The organism is Streptomyces sp. NPDC090022 (assembly GCF_044748145.1).
Taxonomy (GTDB): Bacteria; Actinomycetota; Actinomycetes; order Streptomycetales; family Streptomycetaceae; genus Streptomyces.
The window spans coordinates 72113-89937 of record NZ_JBIVFN010000004.1; the positions used below are offsets into that span (position 1 = coordinate 72113).

Consider the following 17825-nt stretch of genomic DNA (forward strand, 5'->3'; position numbering starts at 1 on the left):
CCCTCAGGTGGACCGCCGGCCGCCGCACCGCTGTGACGTGCGAAAGTATCCCGGCGTCAACAGGTTCGAGGACATACGAGGCCAGGGGGGACCGGCATGAGGACACCGGCGAGGACAGGTGTGGCCGTGGCGGTGCTGGCGGTGGTCGCGGGCGGCGTCTACGCCGCGCCACGGCTGCTGGACAACGTCGGCCAGGCCGGCGAGCAGCGGCTCGGGGGCGGCTCCTCGGCCACCCCCGGCGGGGCGACGGCGCCCGCCGACGCCCGTCCGTTCACCCTGGTCGCGACCGGCGACATCATCCCGTACCCGTCGATCATCCAGCGGGCGGCGGACGACGCGGGCGGCAAGGGCCACGACTTCCGCAAGATACTCGCGGGCGTCAAGCCCATCGTCTCCGCGGCCGACGTGGCGATCTGCCACCACGAGATACCGTACGGCCCCGCCGGTGGCCCCTACACGGGCTACCCGACCTTCAAGGCCCCGCACCAACTGGCCGACGCCCTGAAGGACGCCGGGTACGACGGCTGCTCGACGGCGTCGAACCACACGCTGGACGCCGGGTACGACGGCCTCGTCCACACCCTCGAACACCTCGACCGCGTCGGCATCGAGCACGTGGGCTCGGCCCGCAGCGCCGAGGAGGCCAAGGCCCCGGCGCTGCTGACGGCCGGTGGCGCGAAGATCGCGCAGCTGTCGTACACGTACGGCACCAACGGGATACCGCTGCCCAAGGACAAGCCCTGGTCGGTCAACCTCACCGACCGGGACCGGATCATCGCCGACGCCCGCGCCGCCCGGAAGGCCGGCGCGAACGTCGTCGTCCTCAGCGTCCACTGGGGCACCGAGTGGCAGACCGCGCCCGACCAGCAGCAGCTCGAGCTGGCCCAGGCGCTGACCGCGTCGCAGACCGACGGGCTGCCCGACATCGACCTGATCATCGGCACGCACAACCACGTGCCGCAGCCCTACGAGAAGATCAACGGCACCTGGGTGGTCTTCGGGATGGGCGACCAGGTCGCCAGCTTCGTGCCCGCGGACAAGAAACGCGGCAACATGTCCTCCGTCCCCCGCTTCACCTTCGGTCCGTCGGCCGCGCGTCCGGGCCGCTGGGAGGTGGTGAAGGCGGAGTACTTCACGCAGTACTCCGACATGGGACCGCCGTTCCGCGTGGTGTGCGCGTCGTGCGCCGCCTCGGACGGCTCCTTGCCGGCCGGCAAGAAGAGCGAGTACGCCGCCGTCGACAAGCAGGTCGGCGAGGCCGTGCTGACGCGGAAGGCGGGCGAGCAGGGGCTGGTGAAGGCCACCGCGCCCTGACCGCGGGCCCCGGCGCCCGTGCCCTGACCGCGGGGGAGCCGGGCCCCGGCGCCTTCCGGTGCCGGATTCAGGCCTTCCGGTGCCGGATTCAGGCCCGGCCGCGGCCGCGGCCGAGGTAGAGCGCGCACCCGCCGATGCCGAGCAGCAGCAGCCCGCCGCCCGCGACGTACGGGGTCGTCGAGCTGCCGCCGGTCTCGGCCAGACCGCCCTGCGTGGAACTCGCCCTGGTGGCGGTGGTGTTCGTGCCGGTGCCGGTGCCGGTGTTCGTGGTGGTCGCGGCGCCGCCGGACTGCGGCTTGGCGTCCGGCTTCGGCGCCGGCGCGGCGGAGGGTGCCACGGGTGACGTGCACCGCGACTCGGCCAGGACCACCTCGCCCTCGACCTGGGCGACGTTCAGGTCGAGCGGGTTCACCGTCACCTTCAGGCGCAGGGCGGCCGCGGCGGCGGTGGTCGAGGTGGTCTCCGTACCGGAGAGCTCCAGGTTCACCTCGCCGACGCCCGGGACGGCGACGCGGGTGGGGCCGCCGGGCGTCAGGGTGACCTTCTTGCCCAGGACGGTCACCGCGCCCAGCACGTTGGCGTCGGCCACGGGCTTCCGGCCGGCCTCGCAGACGGCCTTGGAGGTGACGTTCTCGACCTGGATCAGCGAGAGCAGCGGCAGTCCGGGGACGTGGACCTTCGCGTTGACCAGCTTGGCCTCCGCCTGCGCGCGCGCCGCGTCGGCCGTCGCCTTCGAGGTGGCCACGTCGGCGCGCAGCACGCTGACCGGCCTGCCCTGGTCCACGCCGTCCAGGGTGACGGTCAGGGCCGTCTTCGCGGCGTCGGCGGGGGCGCTGACCTCGTTCAGGGTGGCCTTGAGCGGGACGTGGACGGCCTTGTTGAGCAGGCCGACGTCCAGGCCCGTGCGCAGGACGACCGCGCTCGCCCGGCCGTCGGGGCCGCCGGCGCCGCCGCCCGGGCCGGGGGTGGCGTGGGCGGGCGGCGCGCCGAGCAGGGCCACCGCTCCCGTGGCGAGCAGGGCGGCCGCGGGCATGCGGAAGGTGTTGCTGTTCAAGGTGGTGGAACCCCCAGGGAGAAGGGTGACCGCCGCGCCGCCCATGGGGGACATGGCGCGCGCCGACGGCCTCGACCCCGGAATCTTTACGCACTGAGAGTGAACGGGCAGCAACCCGGGGTGAGTTCACCCCAAAGAGGGATTTCCGCGCACCTATTCGAATCGCCTCGCCCCACGGGGAACGGGAGTTGCCCCACGCCCCACCCGGGACGCCCGCGGGGCGGTACTCCGACGACAGGAGCGCAGGACAACGAGCGGCCGGGCCCCGGTGTCACGGGGCGTCAATCCCGCGCCGCGTCAGGCGAGGACCCGGCCGCGCAGCACCACCCGGAGCGGATCGGCCAGCGCGCGGACGTCCGCGCGCGGGTCCTCGGCGTAGACCACGAGGTCCGCCGGGGCCCCCTCCTCCAGGCCCGGCCGGCCCAGCCACCGGCGCGCACCCCACGCCGTCGCGGACAGCGCGTCGAGCACCGGGATGCCGGCCTTCACCAGTTCCGCGACCTCCTGCGCGACCAGCCCGTGCGGCAGCGAGCCGCCGGCGTCCGTGCCGACGTACACGGGCACGCCCGCGTCGTAGGCCGAGCGGACCGTGTCGTAGCGCCGCTCGTACAGCCGCCGCATGTGCGCCGACCAGCGGGGGAACTTGGCCTCGCCGCCCGCCGCGAGCCGGGGGAAGGTGGCGATGTTCACGAGCGTCGGCACGATCGCCACGCCCCGCTCGGCGAAGAGCGGAATGGTGTCCTCGGTCAGGCCGGTGGCGTGCTCGATGCAGTCGATCCCGGCCTCGACGAGGTCGCGCAGCGAGTCCTCGGCGAAGCAGTGGGCGGTGACACGGGCACCGAGCCGGTGGGCCTCGGTGATGGCGGCCTCGACCGCCTCGCGCGGCCAGCAGGGGGTGAGGTCGCCCGCCCCGCGCTCGATCCAGTCGCCGACCAGCTTCACCCAGCCGTCGCCGCGGCGCGCTTCGCGGCCGACGTACGCGACGAGCTCGTCGGGCTCGATCTCGTGGGCGTAGTTGCGGATGTAGCGCCGGGTGCGGGCGATGTGCCGCCCGGCCCGGATGATCCTCGGGAGGTCCTCGCGGTCGTCGATCCAGCGGGTGTCGGACGGCGAACCGGCGTCCCGGATCAGCAGCGTGCCGGCGTCGCGGTCGGTGAGCGCCTGCTTCTCGCTGGTGGCGGCGTCGACCGGGCCGTGGGCGTCGAGTCCCACGTGACAGTGCGCGTCGACGAGACCGGGCAGGGCCCAGCCGGACACGGTGGTGATGTCCCCGGCGGCGCGCGGGCGCTCGTACGAGACCCGGCCGCCGACCACCCACAGCTCGTCGCGGACGTCGTCCGGGCCGACCAGGATGCGGCCCCTCACATGCAGCACATCGCTCATGCCCGCACTGTACTGACGTGATCGGTAGGCTCGGCCCCCTACCTCCGGACGAAGTGAGCACCACCGTGACCCAGCCCGCGCCCCATCCCCTGCTCGACCTGCCACCGCTCACGGCGGAGCGGTTCGCGTCGATCGAACGGGGGGTCGCGGAGCTGCTCGGCACCCGGCACGACGTGGTGATCACGCAGGGCGAGGCGCTGCTGCCGCTGGAGGGCTGCATCCGCTCGGGGGCGCGGCCCGGCTCGACGGCGCTGAACATCGTGACGGGCCCGTACGGGACCACGTTCGGCGACTGGCTGCGGAACTGCGGCGCGCGGGTGGTCGACCTGGCGGTGCCCTTCGACACGGCGGTCACCGCCGGCGCGGTCGCCGACGCGCTGGCCCGCCACCCCGGGATCGACTTCGTCTCGCTGGTGCACGCGGAGGCGTCGACGGGCAACACCAACCCGGTGGCGGAGATCGGCGAGGTCGTCCGGGCGCACGGCGCGCTGTTCATGCTCGACGCGGTGGCGTCGGTGGGCGCGGAACCGCTGCTGCCGGACGCGTGGGGCGTGGACCTGTGCGTGATCGGGGCGCAGAAGGCGATGGGCGGCCCGGCGGGGGTCTCGGCGGTCTCGGTGTCGGGGCGGGCGTGGGACCGCTTCGCCGCGAACCCGGCCGCGCCGAGGCGCTCGTACCTCTCCCTCCTGGACTGGAAGGAACGCTGGATCGACGGCGGGCGCGCGGCGCTGCCGCACGCCCCGGCCCAGCTGGAGATGCTGGCGCTCGAGGCCTGCCTGGACCGGATCGCGGCCGAGGGGCCCGCGGCGGTCATGGCGCGGCACGCGGCGGCCGCGGCCGCCACCCGGGCGGGCGCGGCGGTGCTGGGTGCCGCCGCGTACGTGCCGCGCGCGGCGGAGGCGGCCCCGGTGGCGACCACCCTGCGCGTCGCGGACGCCTCCCTGGTCGTCGCCAAGGCGCTCGCCGCCGACCCGGCGGCCGTACTGGCGGCGGGCGGTGGCGCGCTGGCCCGCGAGATGGTCCGCGTCAACCACTACGGACCGGCGGCCTCGCCGGCCGCGGTCGCCGCGGCCCTCTCCGCCCTGGCCACGGCCCTGGACACGGACGCCGACACCACGGCCGCCGCCCTCGCGGCGGCGGACGCGGCGTGGGCGGCCTCCGGTGACCAGGGCCGAGAAGGGGCCTAGGTGAGGGCGTCGAGGAGGCGGTCGACGTCCGCCTCGGTGTTGTACAGGTGGAACGAGGCCCGCAGGGAGCCCGCGCGGGCGGCGGTGTGGACGCCGGCCGCCGCGAGGGCCGGCTGGCGGTGGGCGAGCCCGGGGACGGAGACGATGGGGGCCGTGCCCGGGACGGGGTCGAGGCCGAGGCGGGCCAGGCCCGCGCGGTAGCGGGCGGCGAGCGCGGTGTCGTGGGCGTGGACGGCGTCGATGCCGGCCCGTTCCAGGAGGCCGAGGGAGAACTCGGCGGCATGGTAGGCGACGAAGGCCGGAGACTCGTCGAACCGGCGGGCGTCGTGGGCCAGTTGCCGCATCGGGCCGTACGTGGCGTCCCACATCGACTCGGCGGCCACCCAGCCGGCGTGCAGCGGGACCAGGTGTTCCTGGGCCTCCTCGGACACCGTCAGGAACGAGACCCCGCGCAGGGCGAGCAGCCACTTGTAGCCCGCGGTGACCGTGTAGTCGTAGGGCGTCGCGTCGAAGGGGAGCCAGCCGGCGGCCTGGGTCGCGTCGACCAGCATCCGGGCCCCGGCCGAGGACGCCGCCGCGCGCACCGCCGCCAGGTCCACGGCCCGGCCGTCGGCGGACTGGACGGCCGAGACGGCCACCAGCGCGGTGGCCGGGCCGACCGCCTCGGCCAGGGCCTCCAGCGGGGCGAACCGCACCTTGAGGTCGCCGCGGACCACGAAGGGGTTGATCACGGAGGCGAACTCGCCTTCGGGGCACAGGACTTCCGCGCCGGCGGGCAGGCTCGCGGCGATCAGCCCGACGTGGGTGGCCACGGCGGAACCGACCGCCACCCGCGCCGGCGCCACCGACACGAGGCGGGCGAAGCGCTCGCGCACGTGCTCGACGCGCGCGAAGTCGCCGAAGCCGGCCGGGGCTCCGGCCCCGGCTGCGTCGATCAGCTCCCGTACGGCGGCCGCCGCGCCGCGCGGGAGGATGCCGCAGGTGGCGGTGTTGGCGTAGGTGCTGGTGTGGGTGAACTCGGCACGTGCGATATCGGCAAGAAGATCCATGCCGTCCACTCTGACTCAACGAGAACCCAAAGTCTATTGAGTAGTTTTACATGCCGAATCCAAGGATGACTTATATGTGGGGCGCCGGAGCCGCCCCGCGGGCTACGCCCGGGGCGCCGCGCACGTCCCGTCGGGCTCGCACGCGTCCGCGGCGGGCGCCGGAAGGTCGGTCTCGCGGCCGGCCCACGCCTGCTCCAGCGCCTGGGTGAACACCTCGGCGGGCTGGCCGCCGGAGATGCCGTAGCGGCGGTCGAGAACGAAGAACGGCACGGCGTTGACGCCCAGTTCGGACGCCTCGCGCTCGTCGGCCCGTACGGCGTCGGCATAGGCGGTGCCGTCGGCGACGACCTCGCGGGCCTCGGCCTCGTCCAGGCCGGCCTCGACGGCGAGCGCGACCAGCGTCTCGGGGTCGAAGACGGAGCGGTCCTCGGCGAAGTTGGCGCGGAAGGCGAGGTCGAGCAGTTCCTCCTGGCGCCCGCGCGCGGCGGCCAGGTGCAGCAGCCGGTGGATGTCGAAGGTGTTGCCGTGCAGCCGTCCCTCGGTGCGGTACGCGAGACCCTCGGAGCGGGCGTTGACCGCGACGTGCGCCTCCATGCCGCGCGCTTGCTCGAGCGTGCGGCCGTACTTCCTGGCCAGCATCTCCACGACCGGCACCGCGTCGCCCTTGGCGCTGTGGGGGTCGAGCTCGAACGACCGGAAGACGACCTCGACCTCGTCGCGGTGCGCGAAGGCGGCCAGTCCCTTGGTGAAGCGGGCCTTGCCGATGTAGCACCACGGACAGGCTATGTCGCTCCAGATCTCTACGCGCATGATCCTTCTTTCTCAGCGGGTTCGGGGGGTTCGGGAACGGTTCGGGAACGGTTCGGGTCGGGCCGGTTCGGGGACGGTTCCGTGCACAACACCGGGCCGGAGTGTGTCATTCCCCCGACGGGCGGGGCGGCGAGGGCGCCGGGATCGGCCGGGAGCGCGGTCCGGATCACGGGAAGGCAAACGCGCCGGGCCCCGTGCGGGGTTCCCGGCGCGTCGGCGGTGCGGGCGCGGCTGGGGGCGGCTACTTCTTCTTCAGCCACGTCTCCATCATCTTCTGGGCGACCGGCGCGGCCAGCTTGCCGCCGCCGATCTCGGAGCGGTCGGTGTCCGAGTTCTCGATCACGACGGCCACCACGATCTGCTTGCCCTTCACCTGACCGTAGGAGGTGAACCAGGCGAGCGGCGGCAGGCTGTTGTTGACTCCGCGCTGCGCGGTACCGGTCTTTCCGCCCACCTCCGCGCCGCTGACCTGGGCGGGCTTGCCGCCGCCCTCGGTGGCCACCGTCCGCATCGCGTCGCGCAGCATCGAGGCCGTGCGCTCGCTGACGACCTGCTTGGAGTCGGGATTGCGCATGCTCTCCAGCACGTTGCCGGCCGAGTCGGTGACGTCGGAGACCATGTGCGGGGCGACGAGCTTGCCGCCGTTCTGGATGGCGGCGGAGACCATGGCCATCTGGAGCGGGGTGGCCTGGACGTCGAACTGGCCGATACCCGTCTGCGCGACCTGGTCGATCGACATCTTCTTGGACGGGTAGCGGCTCGGCGGGTCGGTGCGGACCGGGGTGTCGATCTTCATGTTGAAGCCGAACTTCTCGGCCATCGCCCGCATCTTGTCCTGGCCCAGCCGGTAGGCGAGGTCCGCGAACACGTTGTTGCACGACAGCCGCAGCGCGGTGCGCAGCGAGACGTTGTCGCAGGCCGGCGTCGGCGCCTCGCTCCTCAGCGGGGTCGTGGTGCCGGGGATGATGTACGGGTCCTTGACGCCTGTGGGGGTGTCGATGGACGAGAACATCCCGTTCTCCAGCGCCGCCGCCATGGTGACCAGCTTGAACGTGGAGCCCGGTGCCTGCGGCTTGCGCAGTGCCACGTTGTCCATGGCCTTGCCCTGGTCGGCGGAGAGCTCCTGCCAGGCGTCCTTGTCGTTGGCGCCGGTGATGCGGCCCGGGTCGAAGGACGGGTTGTTGACGAGGGCGAGGATCTCCCCCGTGGCCGGGTCGAGGGCGGCGGCCGCGCCCTGCTTGCCCTGGAGCGCGTCGTAGCCGGCCTTCTGGACGTCCTTGTCGATCGTGGTCAGCACGTTGCCGGGCTCGGCCCGCTTGTCCGTGATCATGTCCATGAACGTCTTCAGCCGGCTGTCGCTGCCGTTGAGGATGTCCTCGTAGACACCCTCCAGTCCCTTCGCGCCGAAGGCCTGCGAGCTGTACCCGGTGATCGGCGCGTACAGCGGCCCGTCGGTGTACGTCCGCTTGTACGCGAAGTCCTTGCCGCCGGTCGCGACCGAGCCGGTGATGGCCTGACCGCCCACGATGATGTTCCCGAGCGGGTTCGCGTACTTGGCGATCGTGTTCCGTCGGTTGTTCTTGTCGTCTGCGAGGGCCTGGCCTTGATATGCCTGCACCCAGGTGACCCGCACCAGCAGGGCCAGCACCAGGAGCAGACAGAAGACCGACGCACGCCTGATCGTTTTGTTCATCCCCCTGGAGGACGTCCCAGGCGCCTCTTCCGTTCCTTTCTGACCGGATTGTGGCCGAGTTCTCAGCTTTTCTTCATGAGGAAACCTCCCTCGTAGGCGGCGATCACCGCCTGGGTGCGGTCGCGCGAACCGGTCTTGGCGAGCACGCCGGCCACATGGGTCTTGACGGTCTGCGGCCCGACGCCCAGGCGCTCGCTCATCTCCTGGTTGGACAGTCCGGTGGCCATCAGCCGCAGGACGTCCGCCTCCCGCTCGGTGAGCCGGGCCACCCAGGGCGCGGCGGCGGGCGCGGCGGTGGCGGCATGGACGGTCGCCAGGGTGCGCACGGCGGCCGGGAAGAGCAGGCAGTCGCCACGGGCCACCAGCCGGACCGCGCCGATCAGCTCCTCGGGGTCGGCCCGCTTGAGCAGGAAGCCGGCGGCTCCGGCGCGCAGCGCGTCGTAGACGTAGGAGTCGTTGTCGAACGTGGTGACCACCAGGATCCGGGGCGCCCGGGCCATGGTCGCCAGGATCTGCTCGGTGGCGCGGATCCCGTCGATCTCGGGCATCCGGACGTCCATGAGGACGATGTCGGGCTCCAGCGAGCGGACCAGGGAGACGGCCTCGGCGCCGGTGGCGGCCTCGCCGACGACCTCCAGATCCGGTTCGGCGGCGAGGATGACGCGCAGGGCCGTGCGCACCATCCGCTCGTCGTCGGCGACGACGATCCGCAGCGGCGGGCGGCTCACCGGGCACCTCCGCCGATCGGCAGGACGGCCCGCAGCCGCCACCGGCCCGCTTCCGGGCCGCCGTCCGGGCCGTCCTCCGGGCCTGCTTCCACGCTGCCGCCGAGCAGGGCGGCCCGCTCGGCGGTGCCGCGCAGCCCGCGCCCGCCGGTGGTGCGTGCGGCCCGGGATCCCTGCGGGGACCGGGGGTTGGTCATGTCGATCTCCAGTTCGTGTGTCTTCTCCTCGCCCGGCCCGGAGTCCTCCCGGACGGCGATCCGCAGCTCCACCGGGCCCGCTCCGTGGCGCAGCGCGTTGCTCAGCCCTTCCTGGACGATCCGGTACGCCTCGCGGGAGACGATCGCCGGGAGCCGGTCCCAGCCGCCGCCGGGCCCCGGCTGCTGCCGCACGGTGAGCACCGTCCCGGCGGCCCGGGTCCGGGCGAGCAGCCCCTCCAGGTCGGCGGCCAGCGTCGGCGCGGGCGCCGCGTCCGGCCGGGCGGCGTCCCCGTCCCGCAGCAGGCCCAGCACGGCGTCCAGCTCGCCCACCGTCCGCCGCGTGGTGTCCTCGATCGCGGCGAGCGCCTCCCGGACGAATCCGGGATCGTCGTCCAGCACCCGCCGGGCGGCCGCCGCCTGGAGGGTGACGGCGCTCAGCGCGTGCCCCACGGCGTCGTGCAGCTCCCGCGCCAGCCGGTTGCGCACCGCCAGGTCGGCGGCCCGCTCCTCGGCCGCCGCCAGCCGGTCGGCGGTGCTGGGCCCGAGCAGCAGGGGTGCCGCCCGGGCCAGCAGCGCCCCGGCCCCGGCCGCGCACAGGGCGAGCAGGGCCAGCAGCGCGAGACCGGCGAGGACGGCCGCGTAGACCCCGGCCCCCCGCGCGAACCACTCCATCCCCAGCCCGGCCCGCCGCCGCTCACCGAGGAACGGCATCGCCATCAGCACCAGGGCCATGGGCGGTACCGCCAGGCTCAGCCCGCTGAGCACCGCCCCGGCCCCCAGGTGCAGGGTCCACCAGGTCCCGGCCCGCCCCCGCGTGGCCCAGGTCCGGGCCGGTCCCCGTGCCAGCCGCTCCCCCGGCACCCCGCACAGGGCCCGGACGGCCGCCGCCGACATCGGCCGGGCCAGCGGGAACAGCAGCGCGCTGACGGCGGCCATCGGCAGGGCGATGGCGTAGGCCAGGAGCAGCAGCCGCAGGGAGGAGAAGGAGTTGCCCCCCTGCCCCAGCATCCCGACCAGGACCGAGGCGAGCAGGAAGTACGGCATCAGCAGGGCTCCGCCGAGGATCAGGTGCACCCAGCGCAGCCCGGCCCGGCGCACCGGGAACCGGCTCACCCCGGGCGGCGGGCGGTCAGGAACCGCGTGACGACGACGGCGACGAGCAGTCCGGTGATCATCTGGCCAGCGTAGGCGAGCTGCAGCACCCCGGTGGGGGCCATTTCCGGATCGCCGCCCGGCGGGGGCGCCAGCACGGCCAGGGAGAGCCATGCGCCCCAGCTCGCCGCCGCCGCGCCGCCCACCCAGGCCAGGGCGAGCGGTCCCCGGGCGGGCCGGCCACCGCCACCGCCCCGACCGCCGCCGAAGGCCAGCAGCAGCGCCCCGGCCCCGCCCGCGAGGGCGCACGCCGCGTGCACGGCCCCGATCATCACGGTGTCCGCCGAACGCTGCGCGAGCATCGCCGCGGTCATCCCGCCCGTGCCGCCGAAGGCCCAGTACGTCTGTATCGCGGCGAGCGCCAGCGCTCCGGCCGCCGCCGGCACCGCCACCGCCCGCGCCCCGCGGACCGGTCCGGCCCCCTGCCGCCACAGGTGCCCCCAGCGCTGCCGCGCATACGGCACGAACAGAGCGGCGAGCGCCAGCGCCTGTATGGAGAAGCCGGTGTAGACGACGTTGAACACCCAGGGGTCGAGGAACGGTTCGCGCGCCGCCCGCTCGGCGGCGTCCGGTGCGGTGCCGAAGAGCCGCAGGAGCTGCTGGAGCGGGAACGCGGTGAGGATCGGGGTGAGCAGGCCCATGGCGACGAACGCCGGCACGGCCATCAGCCAGGACGGTATGCGCAGGCCCCAGGGCTGGGTCAGCGCCAGGACGAGCACGACGAGGAAGGCGTCCATGAGGAGGGTGGCGCCGTTGGCCACGGCGAAGAAGAGGGTGCCCTCGCGCAGGATGCTCCCCTCGGGTATGCCGACGTGGCTCCCGGCCACCCACATCGTCTTCAGCGTGAGGTAGGGCAGGGTGGCGGCGACGGCGACGATGCGCAGGGCCCGTCGGACGGGCCCCGGCGACGAGGGCGCCGGGGGCGCCGGGCGGCACGGCTCGGGCGGCTCGTGCGGCTCGGGCGGCTCGTGCGGCTCGGGCGGCTCGGGCGGCTCGTGCGGGTGGGAAGGCTCGGGCGGGTGGGGCGGCTCGTGCGGGTGGGGCGAGTTCGGCAGGTTCACGTGTCCCGTGGTCATGGGACAACGGTCCCGCCCCGGCCCGGCCGCCACCTCCCCCGTGACGGTGAACCGCCTCCCCCGTCCGGGGGAGATCCCCTCCCCCGGACAGGCCCCCTCACATGCGCCGCGTCACCACGGCCAGCCGGTCGCGCGCCTCGAACAGCGCCGCCTTGATCGTCTGGGCGTGTCCCGGCGTCAGCCGGGCCACCGGCACCGAGCAGCTCACCGCGTCCCGCGCCGGCGTCCGGTACGGCAGGGCCACCCCGAAGCAGCGCAGGCCCAGGGTGTTCTCCTCACGGTCCACCGCGTACCCCTGCTCCCGCACCAGCGCCAGCTCCTCGATCAGCGCCTCGCGGTCGGTGACCGTGTGCTGGGTGACCGCCTCCAGCCGCTCCGGCAGCAGCCGCCGTACCTCGTCGTCGGTGTGGGTGGCCAGCAGTGCCTTGCCGAGCGCCGTCGAGTGCACCGGCAGCCGCCGCCCGACGCGGGTGAAGGGGCGCAGGTAGTGCTGGGACTGACGGGTCGCCAGGTAGACCACGCTGGTGCCGTCGAGCCGGGCGAGGTGGATGGTCTCGGTGGTCGTGTCGGAGAGCCGGTCCAGGGTGGGCCGGGCGGCGGCCACGACCTCGTCGCCGTCGATGTACGAACTGCCGACGAGCAGCGCCCGGACGCCGATCCCGTAGCGGGTGCCGCTGGCGTCCGTCTCCACCCAGCCCAGGCTCACCAGGGTGCGCAGCAGCATGTAGAGGCTGGACTTGGGCAGGCCCAGGTCGCTCTGGATGTCGGCCAGGCTGTGCAGGCCGGGCCGGGCCGCGAAGTGCTCCAGCAGGAGCACGGTGCGCACCGCCGACTTGACCGGCGCCACCGCCTGTCCCGCGGCCGCGTCCGCCGGACCGCCGCGCCCCTCGCCCGCGTTCGCGCCCGCGTCTGCGCCCGCGCCCGCGTCCGCCGGACCGCCCTGCCCCGCGTCCGCGTCCGCGTCCGCGGCCGCGCCCGCCATCGGCTCGGCTGTCGTCATCGCCGCTTCCCCTCTGATCGCCTCTTGCTCACGCGGTGGACCCGGAAATAGAGTCCGCAGCAGAACTGATCATTCATCTACCGGAACGGCGTTCAGAATACTGAACGATCCAGGAGGCATCGGGTCATGGCAGCGACACCAGTCTGGAGTGTGGACCCCCGCACCGGGAAGCAGCGCGAACAGGTTGCGGTCGAAGCCACACCCCAGGACGTGGACCGTGCCGTACGGGCGGCCCACGCCACCCGCGAGGCCCTCGCCGACCGCGGCGCCCGCATCGCCTTCCTGCGCACCGCCGCCGCCCTCCTCGACGAGGCCGCCGGCGCCGTGGTGGAGGCCGCCGACGCCGAGACCGCGCTCGGACCGGGCCGGCTGACCGGCGAGCTGGCCCGCACCGGCTACCAGCTGCGCGCCTTCGCCGACGCCGTCGAGGAGGGCACCTACCTCGACATCCGCATCGACCGCGCCGACCCGGCCCTCACCCCGCCGCGTCCCGAACTGCGCCGCTACAAGATCCCGCTGGGCGTGGTCGCGGTCTACGCCGCCTCCAACTTCCCGCTCGCCTTCTCGGTCCCCGGCGGCGACACGGCCAGCGCTCTGGCCGCAGGATGCCCGGTCGTCGTCAAGGCCCACCCCGACCACCCGGCCACCTCCGAGCTGTGCGCCTCGCTGCTGCGCCGGGCCGCCGAGCGGTCCGGGCTCCCGGCCGACGTGGTCGCCGTCGTCCACGGGTTCGACGCGGGCCTGGAGCTGATCCGCCATCCCCTGGTGAGCGCCGCCGGATTCACCGGTTCGATCCGCGGCGGGCGGGCCCTGTTCGACGCGGCCGCCGCCCGGCCCGTCCCGATCCCCTTCCACGGCGAACTCGGCTCCCTCAACCCCGTCGTGGTCACCGAGGCCGCCGCCGCCGAGCGTGCCGAGGAGATCGGCGCGGGGCTGGCGGGCTCGGTCGCGCTCGGCGTCGGCCAGTTCTGCGTCAAGCCCGGCCTGGTCCTCGTGCCCGAGGGTGCCGGTGGCGACCGGCTGACCGGCGCGCTCGCCAAGGGGCTCGGCGAGACCGAGCCGGGGGTGCTGCTCGACCACCGGATGCGCGAGAACTTCGTCGCCGGCGTGCGCGAGCGCACGGCCCTGCCCGGGGTCGCCGCGCCCGTCACGCCCGGGGCCGGCGGGGAGCACACCGTCGGCGCGGGCTTCCTGACCGTCTCCGCACGCAGCCTGGTCGAGGAGCCGGAGCGGTACGAGGTGCTGCTGGAGGAGTGCTTCGGTCCGGTGACGGTCGTCGCGCGGTACGCGGACCCGCAGGAGGCCGGCGCCGTGCTGGAGCGGCTGTCCGGCAACCTGAGCGCGACCCTCCAGGTGTCCGCCGCCGAGGGCGAGGGCGCCCCGGGACCGGCGGCGGAGCTGATCGGCACGGTCACGGCGCTGGCGGGCCGGGTCGTGGTCAACGGCTGGCCGACCGGGGTGGCGGTGGCCCCGGCCCAGCACCACGGCGGCCCGTACCCGGCCGCGACCTCGCACTCCACCTCCGTCGGCGGGACGGCGATCGAGCGCTGGCTGCGGCCGGTGGCCTACCAGTCGGTGCCGGAGGCGCTGCTCCCGCCCGAGCTGCGCGAGGCCAACCCGCTGGGCCTGCCGCGCCGGGTCACGCCGTAGCAGCCGGGGCGGGCCCGCCGACGCCGCTCCGGGCCCGCCGACGCCGCTCCGGGCCCGCCGACGCCGCTCCGGGCCCTGTGCCGCCCTGGGCCCGGAACCCGGCGGCCCCGGAACCCGGCGGCCGGCCCGTAAATCCGTTGCCCGCCCGGTCCCGTGCCGGGCAGGCTGCGACCCATGCCGAGACCCCATGGATTCAGCTACGAACGGCGTGCCGACGGCAGCGTCGTCCTCACCCACCACGGCCGGGCGGCCGGCACCCTGCGGGGCGGCCGCGCGGAGGCGTTCCTGGCCGAAGTGGAATCCGGGGACGCCCAGCTGGTGATGGCGCGCTGGACCGGTTCGTACAAGTTCGGGAACGAGCGCACCGCGAAGAACCACCCCCGCAACGCCCGCCGCCGCTGACCGGTGCCCGCCGTCCCGGAATGTAAGGGAACGGCAATGGCACCTCGGTCGTTGACCTGGCATGACCGCTATGACCCCAGGTTCGAACCTGCCGCTCAACACCGCGCGCGTGACGGTGGACGTGGCCGCTCCGGTGCGGCTCGACGTATCGGGACTGCTGCTCACGGCGAACGGCAAGGTGCGTTCGGACGACGACTTCATCTTCTACAACCAGCCGTCCGGCCCCGGTGTCAGCCACCGGTCCGGCGGCGGCACGGCGCCCGACTCCATCACGGTGGACACCGCCGCGCTGCCCCCGGGCATCGAGCGGATCGTCGTCACGGCCAGCCCCGACGCCGCCGGGCAGACCTTCCAGGGCATCGAGCCCACCGCCACCGTGCGCGCCGCGGACGGCGGGGCGGTCATCGCCACCTTCACCCCGCCCCAGCTGGGCGCCGAGACCGCGCTCGTCGTCGTCGAGGTCTACCAGCGCGGCGGCGCGTGGAAGGTCCGCGCCGTCGGCCAGGGCTACGCCAACGGGCTGGCCGGCATCGCAACCGACTTCGGCGTCAGCGTGGAGGAGGAGCCCGTGCCCGCGCCGGCCCCCACGCCGGTCGCCCCCGCGCCCGTCACCCCGGCCCCGGTCACCCCCGCGCCGGTCGCCGCCCCGGCCGCCCCCGCCCCGGCCGCCGCCGCCTCGGGGAAGATCAACCTGGACAAGGGCCGGGTCAGCCTCCAGAAGAACCAGACCGTGTCCCTGGTCAAGGGCGGCCGCCCACTGCTGTCCCAGGTCAAGATGGGTCTGGGCTGGGAGCCCGCGTTCCGCGGCGCGGACATCGACCTCGACGCCTCCGTCATCGCGTACGGCCCGCAGCGCAACCACATCGACAGCTGCTACTTCGGCAAGCTGTCCATCCTGAACGGTGCCATCAAGCACTCGGGCGACAATCTGACCGGCGAGGGCGCCGGGGACGACGAGGTCATCGTCGTGGACCTGGGCCGGCTGCCCGCCGAGGCCACCGGCCTGGTCTTCACCGTCAACTCGTTCTCGGGCCAGAAGTTCACCGATGTCGCCAAGGCCTACTGCCGTCTGATCGACGCGGCCAGCGGCGAGGAGCTGGTGCGCTTCGACCTCACCGGTGCCGAGCCGCAGACGGGCGTCATGATGGCGAAGCTGATCAGGCAGTTCTCGGGCGAATGGGAGATGACGGCCATGGGCGAGTTTGTGAAGTCCCGCACAGTGCGCGGCATGGTCAAGCCCGCGTCCCAGGCTCTCTGAGCAGGTGGGCGGGCCGGGACAGCCCTGCGGTTCCTATCCGGGTGATCCAGGCCACCCTTGAAATCGAAGGAGACTGTCCGTGCCCGCCCGTAGCCTTGTACCTATGTCCGAGACACTTCCGCTCGCGGGTCCCGCCCGCCCCTCCGCCGCCGAGGCGAACGAGGCGATACGGCGTCTCGTCGAGACCCGTGTGGACGGCGAGTGGCCCGCCGAGGCGTACGAGTTCCTGCTCGGGCAGTGGGCCGCGGCGACCCAGGAGGAAGAACTCCGGGCCGCCGCCCACTCGTAGGCCCCGGCCTCAGGGCCCGTCAGCCGTGCGTCAGCCGTGCTTGCGGCGCCACGGGCCCTTGATCGCCAGCATGATGCCCGGGTTCTGGATGCAGGCGAACAGCGTGCGCCCGTCCGGGGAGAAGCAGACACCCGTGAACTCCGAGTACTCCGGCTCCTCGGCGCTGCCGATGTTCAGCTCGTTGCGCGCCAGCGGGTAGGTGCGGCCCGCCTCGGTCGCGCCGAACAGGTGCTGGAGCCCCGAACCGTCCTCGGCGATGATCAGGCCGCCGTACGGGGAGACCGTGATGTTGTCCGGGCCGTCGTAGCCGCCCTCCACCGACGGGTCGGCGTTCACCCCGATGAGCACGGTCAGCCGCATCGTGCGCCGCTTGGGGTCGTAGAACCAGACGGCGCCGTCGTGCGGGGCGCCCGGGCTCTCCTCGCGGGCGTAGGAGGAGACGAAGTACGCGCCCCCGTCGGCCCACCACATGCCCTCCAGCTTGCGGCCGCGCGTGACGCCGCCCTCGGCGAACTGCTTGCGCGTGGGCACCGTACGGGCGTCGCGATCGCTCACCTCGACCCAGTCGACCCCGTACACCGTGCCGATCCTCGTCGCGCGCGAGAGGTCGTCCACGAACCGGCCCGCCTTGTCGAAGCACTTGGCGGCGTGCAGCGTGCCGGCGGTGTCGGACAGCGTGCGCAGCTTGCCGCGCCCGTGCCGGAAGCCCTGCGGCGGCGTCCAGCGGTAGAGCAGCCCGTTGGGGCCGGAGGCGTCCTCCGTCAGGTAGGCGTGGCCCTGCCTGGGGTCGATGACGACGGCCTCGTGGTCGTAGCGGCCGAACGCCTTGAGCGGCTTGGGGTCGCGGTTGGCCCGGCGGTCGTGCGGGTCCACCTCGAAGACGTAGCCGTGGTCCTTGGTCATGCCGTTCTTGCCGGCGAGGTCGGAGTTCTCCTCGCAGGTCAGCCAGGTGCCCCAGGCGGTGGCGCCGCCGGCGCAGTTGGTCGACGTACCGGCGATGCCGACCCACTCGGCGATCTCGCCGCCGCGGCGGACCTCGACGACCGTGCAGCCGCCGGCCGCGGCCGGGTCGTAGACCAGGCCCTCGGCGAGCGGAACCGGGTGCTCCCACTTGTCCCGGGCGCCCTTGAGCTCGTGGTTGTTGACCAGCAGCGTGACGCCGCGGTGGCCCTCGAAGGCGGCCGTCCCGTCGTGGTTGGACGGGGTGAACTCGCCCGAGTCCAGCTTCGTGACACCGCTGTGGGTGATGACGCGGTACGTGAACCCGGCCGGGAGGGCGAGGATCCCCTCGGGGTCCGGGACCAGCGGGCCGTAGCCGGGCTCGCAGGGGCGGCCGTGCTCGTCCCGCCGCGTGGTGTCCTCCGCCGCGAGCGCCCCCGGCGCGGTGGCGAGGGCGCCGACCGTCCCTGTGAGCGCGACGCCCGCTCCGGCCAGGACGGAGCGGGCGGTGAAGTCTCTACGGCTGAGCGGCATCTGTTCTCCAGGGTGGGGAGGTCTTGCCTGAGTGGGGTCGGCCGACAGGTTCCCGGCCCCACGTGAACGGCGGCTGAATTCCCCCCGACCGCCTTCCGACCGCTTGCGTCCGG

16 protein-coding genes are annotated in these 17825 nt (G+C 74.1%); 6 read left to right on the plus strand and 10 right to left on the minus strand.

Annotation, left to right across the window (positions count from 1 at the left end; translation table 11 throughout):
* The first annotated feature begins 96 nt into the window (after nucleotides 1–96).
* Nucleotides 97–1314 (plus strand): CapA family protein, encoded by a 1218-nt coding sequence (locus ACIPXB_RS10740; RefSeq protein ID WP_401447330.1) that lies wholly within the window; start codon nucleotides 97–99, stop codon nucleotides 1312–1314.
* Between the two features lie 88 nt (nucleotides 1315–1402).
* On the opposite strand, the gene ACIPXB_RS10745 is transcribed toward ACIPXB_RS10740, so the two are convergent.
* Together ACIPXB_RS10745 and ACIPXB_RS10750 are read right to left on the minus strand one after the other, a co-directional pair.
* On the minus strand, nucleotides 1403–2368 hold the full coding sequence (locus tag ACIPXB_RS10745; protein WP_401447333.1) for an SCO1860 family LAETG-anchored protein: 966 nt from the start codon (nucleotides 2366–2368) through the stop codon (nucleotides 1403–1405).
* 297 nt (nucleotides 2369–2665) lie between these two features.
* Nucleotides 2666–3751, minus strand: coding sequence for an amidohydrolase family protein (locus tag ACIPXB_RS10750; RefSeq protein WP_401447336.1), 1086 nt, complete (start codon nucleotides 3749–3751; stop codon nucleotides 2666–2668).
* 53 nt (nucleotides 3752–3804) lie between these two features.
* Here ACIPXB_RS10750 and ACIPXB_RS10755 point away from each other — a divergent pair, with 53 nt between their 5' ends.
* Nucleotides 3805–4938, plus strand: coding sequence for a pyridoxal-phosphate-dependent aminotransferase family protein (locus tag ACIPXB_RS10755; protein ID WP_401447338.1), 1134 nt, complete (start codon nucleotides 3805–3807; stop codon nucleotides 4936–4938).
* Here ACIPXB_RS10755 and ACIPXB_RS10760 read toward each other — a convergent pair.
* From ACIPXB_RS10760 to ACIPXB_RS10790, 7 genes are all read right to left on the minus strand, one after another.
* On the minus strand, nucleotides 4935–5987 hold the full coding sequence (locus ACIPXB_RS10760) for an aminotransferase class V-fold PLP-dependent enzyme (RefSeq protein ID WP_401447340.1): 1053 nt from the start codon (nucleotides 5985–5987) through the stop codon (nucleotides 4935–4937). The two genes, ACIPXB_RS10755 and ACIPXB_RS10760, sit on opposite strands and share 4 nt — an antisense overlap.
* 102 nt (nucleotides 5988–6089) lie before the next feature.
* Complete coding sequence (locus ACIPXB_RS10765; protein WP_401447342.1) at nucleotides 6090–6797, minus strand: DsbA family oxidoreductase; 708 nt, start codon at nucleotides 6795–6797, stop codon at nucleotides 6090–6092.
* A gap of 241 nt (nucleotides 6798–7038) precedes the next feature.
* On the minus strand, nucleotides 7039–8490 hold the full coding sequence (locus ACIPXB_RS10770; RefSeq protein WP_401447343.1) for a peptidoglycan D,D-transpeptidase FtsI family protein: 1452 nt from the start codon (nucleotides 8488–8490) through the stop codon (nucleotides 7039–7041).
* 62 nt (nucleotides 8491–8552) lie between these two features.
* A complete protein-coding gene (locus ACIPXB_RS10775; protein ID WP_401447346.1) occupies nucleotides 8553–9218 on the minus strand; it encodes a response regulator in 666 nt (221 codons plus the stop codon).
* On the minus strand, nucleotides 9215–10456 hold the full coding sequence (locus ACIPXB_RS10780) for a sensor histidine kinase (RefSeq protein WP_401448235.1): 1242 nt from the start codon (nucleotides 10454–10456) through the stop codon (nucleotides 9215–9217). The genes ACIPXB_RS10775 and ACIPXB_RS10780 overlap by 4 nt, the downstream gene beginning before the upstream one ends.
* Nucleotides 10457–10521: 65 nt before the next feature.
* Nucleotides 10522–11640, minus strand: a complete 1119-nt coding sequence (locus tag ACIPXB_RS10785; RefSeq protein WP_401447348.1) for a hypothetical protein — start codon at nucleotides 11638–11640, stop codon at nucleotides 10522–10524.
* A gap of 97 nt (nucleotides 11641–11737) precedes the next feature.
* Nucleotides 11738–12640, minus strand: a complete 903-nt coding sequence (locus tag ACIPXB_RS10790; protein ID WP_401447351.1) for an IclR family transcriptional regulator — start codon at nucleotides 12638–12640, stop codon at nucleotides 11738–11740.
* 126 nt (nucleotides 12641–12766) lie between these two features.
* Here ACIPXB_RS10790 and ACIPXB_RS10795 point away from each other — a divergent pair, with 126 nt between their 5' ends.
* The 4 genes from ACIPXB_RS10795 (at nucleotide 12767) to ACIPXB_RS10810 (ending at nucleotide 16239) form a co-directional block, all read left to right on the plus strand.
* A complete protein-coding gene (locus ACIPXB_RS10795; protein WP_401447354.1) occupies nucleotides 12767–14290 on the plus strand; it encodes an aldehyde dehydrogenase (NADP(+)) in 1524 nt (507 codons plus the stop codon).
* A 174-nt stretch (nucleotides 14291–14464) separates the two neighbouring features.
* The gene (locus ACIPXB_RS10800; protein ID WP_401447357.1) at nucleotides 14465–14692 is read left to right on the plus strand and encodes a hypothetical protein; all 228 of its coding nucleotides are present in this window, start codon (nucleotides 14465–14467) and stop codon (nucleotides 14690–14692) included.
* Between the two features lie 61 nt (nucleotides 14693–14753).
* Complete coding sequence (locus tag ACIPXB_RS10805) at nucleotides 14754–15950, plus strand: TerD family protein (RefSeq protein WP_401447360.1); 1197 nt, start codon at nucleotides 14754–14756, stop codon at nucleotides 15948–15950.
* A gap of 103 nt (nucleotides 15951–16053) precedes the next feature.
* On the plus strand, nucleotides 16054–16239 hold the full coding sequence (locus ACIPXB_RS10810; protein WP_401447363.1) for a hypothetical protein: 186 nt from the start codon (nucleotides 16054–16056) through the stop codon (nucleotides 16237–16239).
* Between the two features lie 30 nt (nucleotides 16240–16269).
* On the opposite strand, the gene ACIPXB_RS10815 is transcribed toward ACIPXB_RS10810, so the two are convergent.
* Entirely contained in the window at nucleotides 16270–17712 is a 1443-nt protein-coding gene (locus ACIPXB_RS10815) for an alkaline phosphatase PhoX (protein WP_401447365.1), read from the minus strand.
* Nucleotides 17713–17825 lie beyond the last annotated feature (113 nt).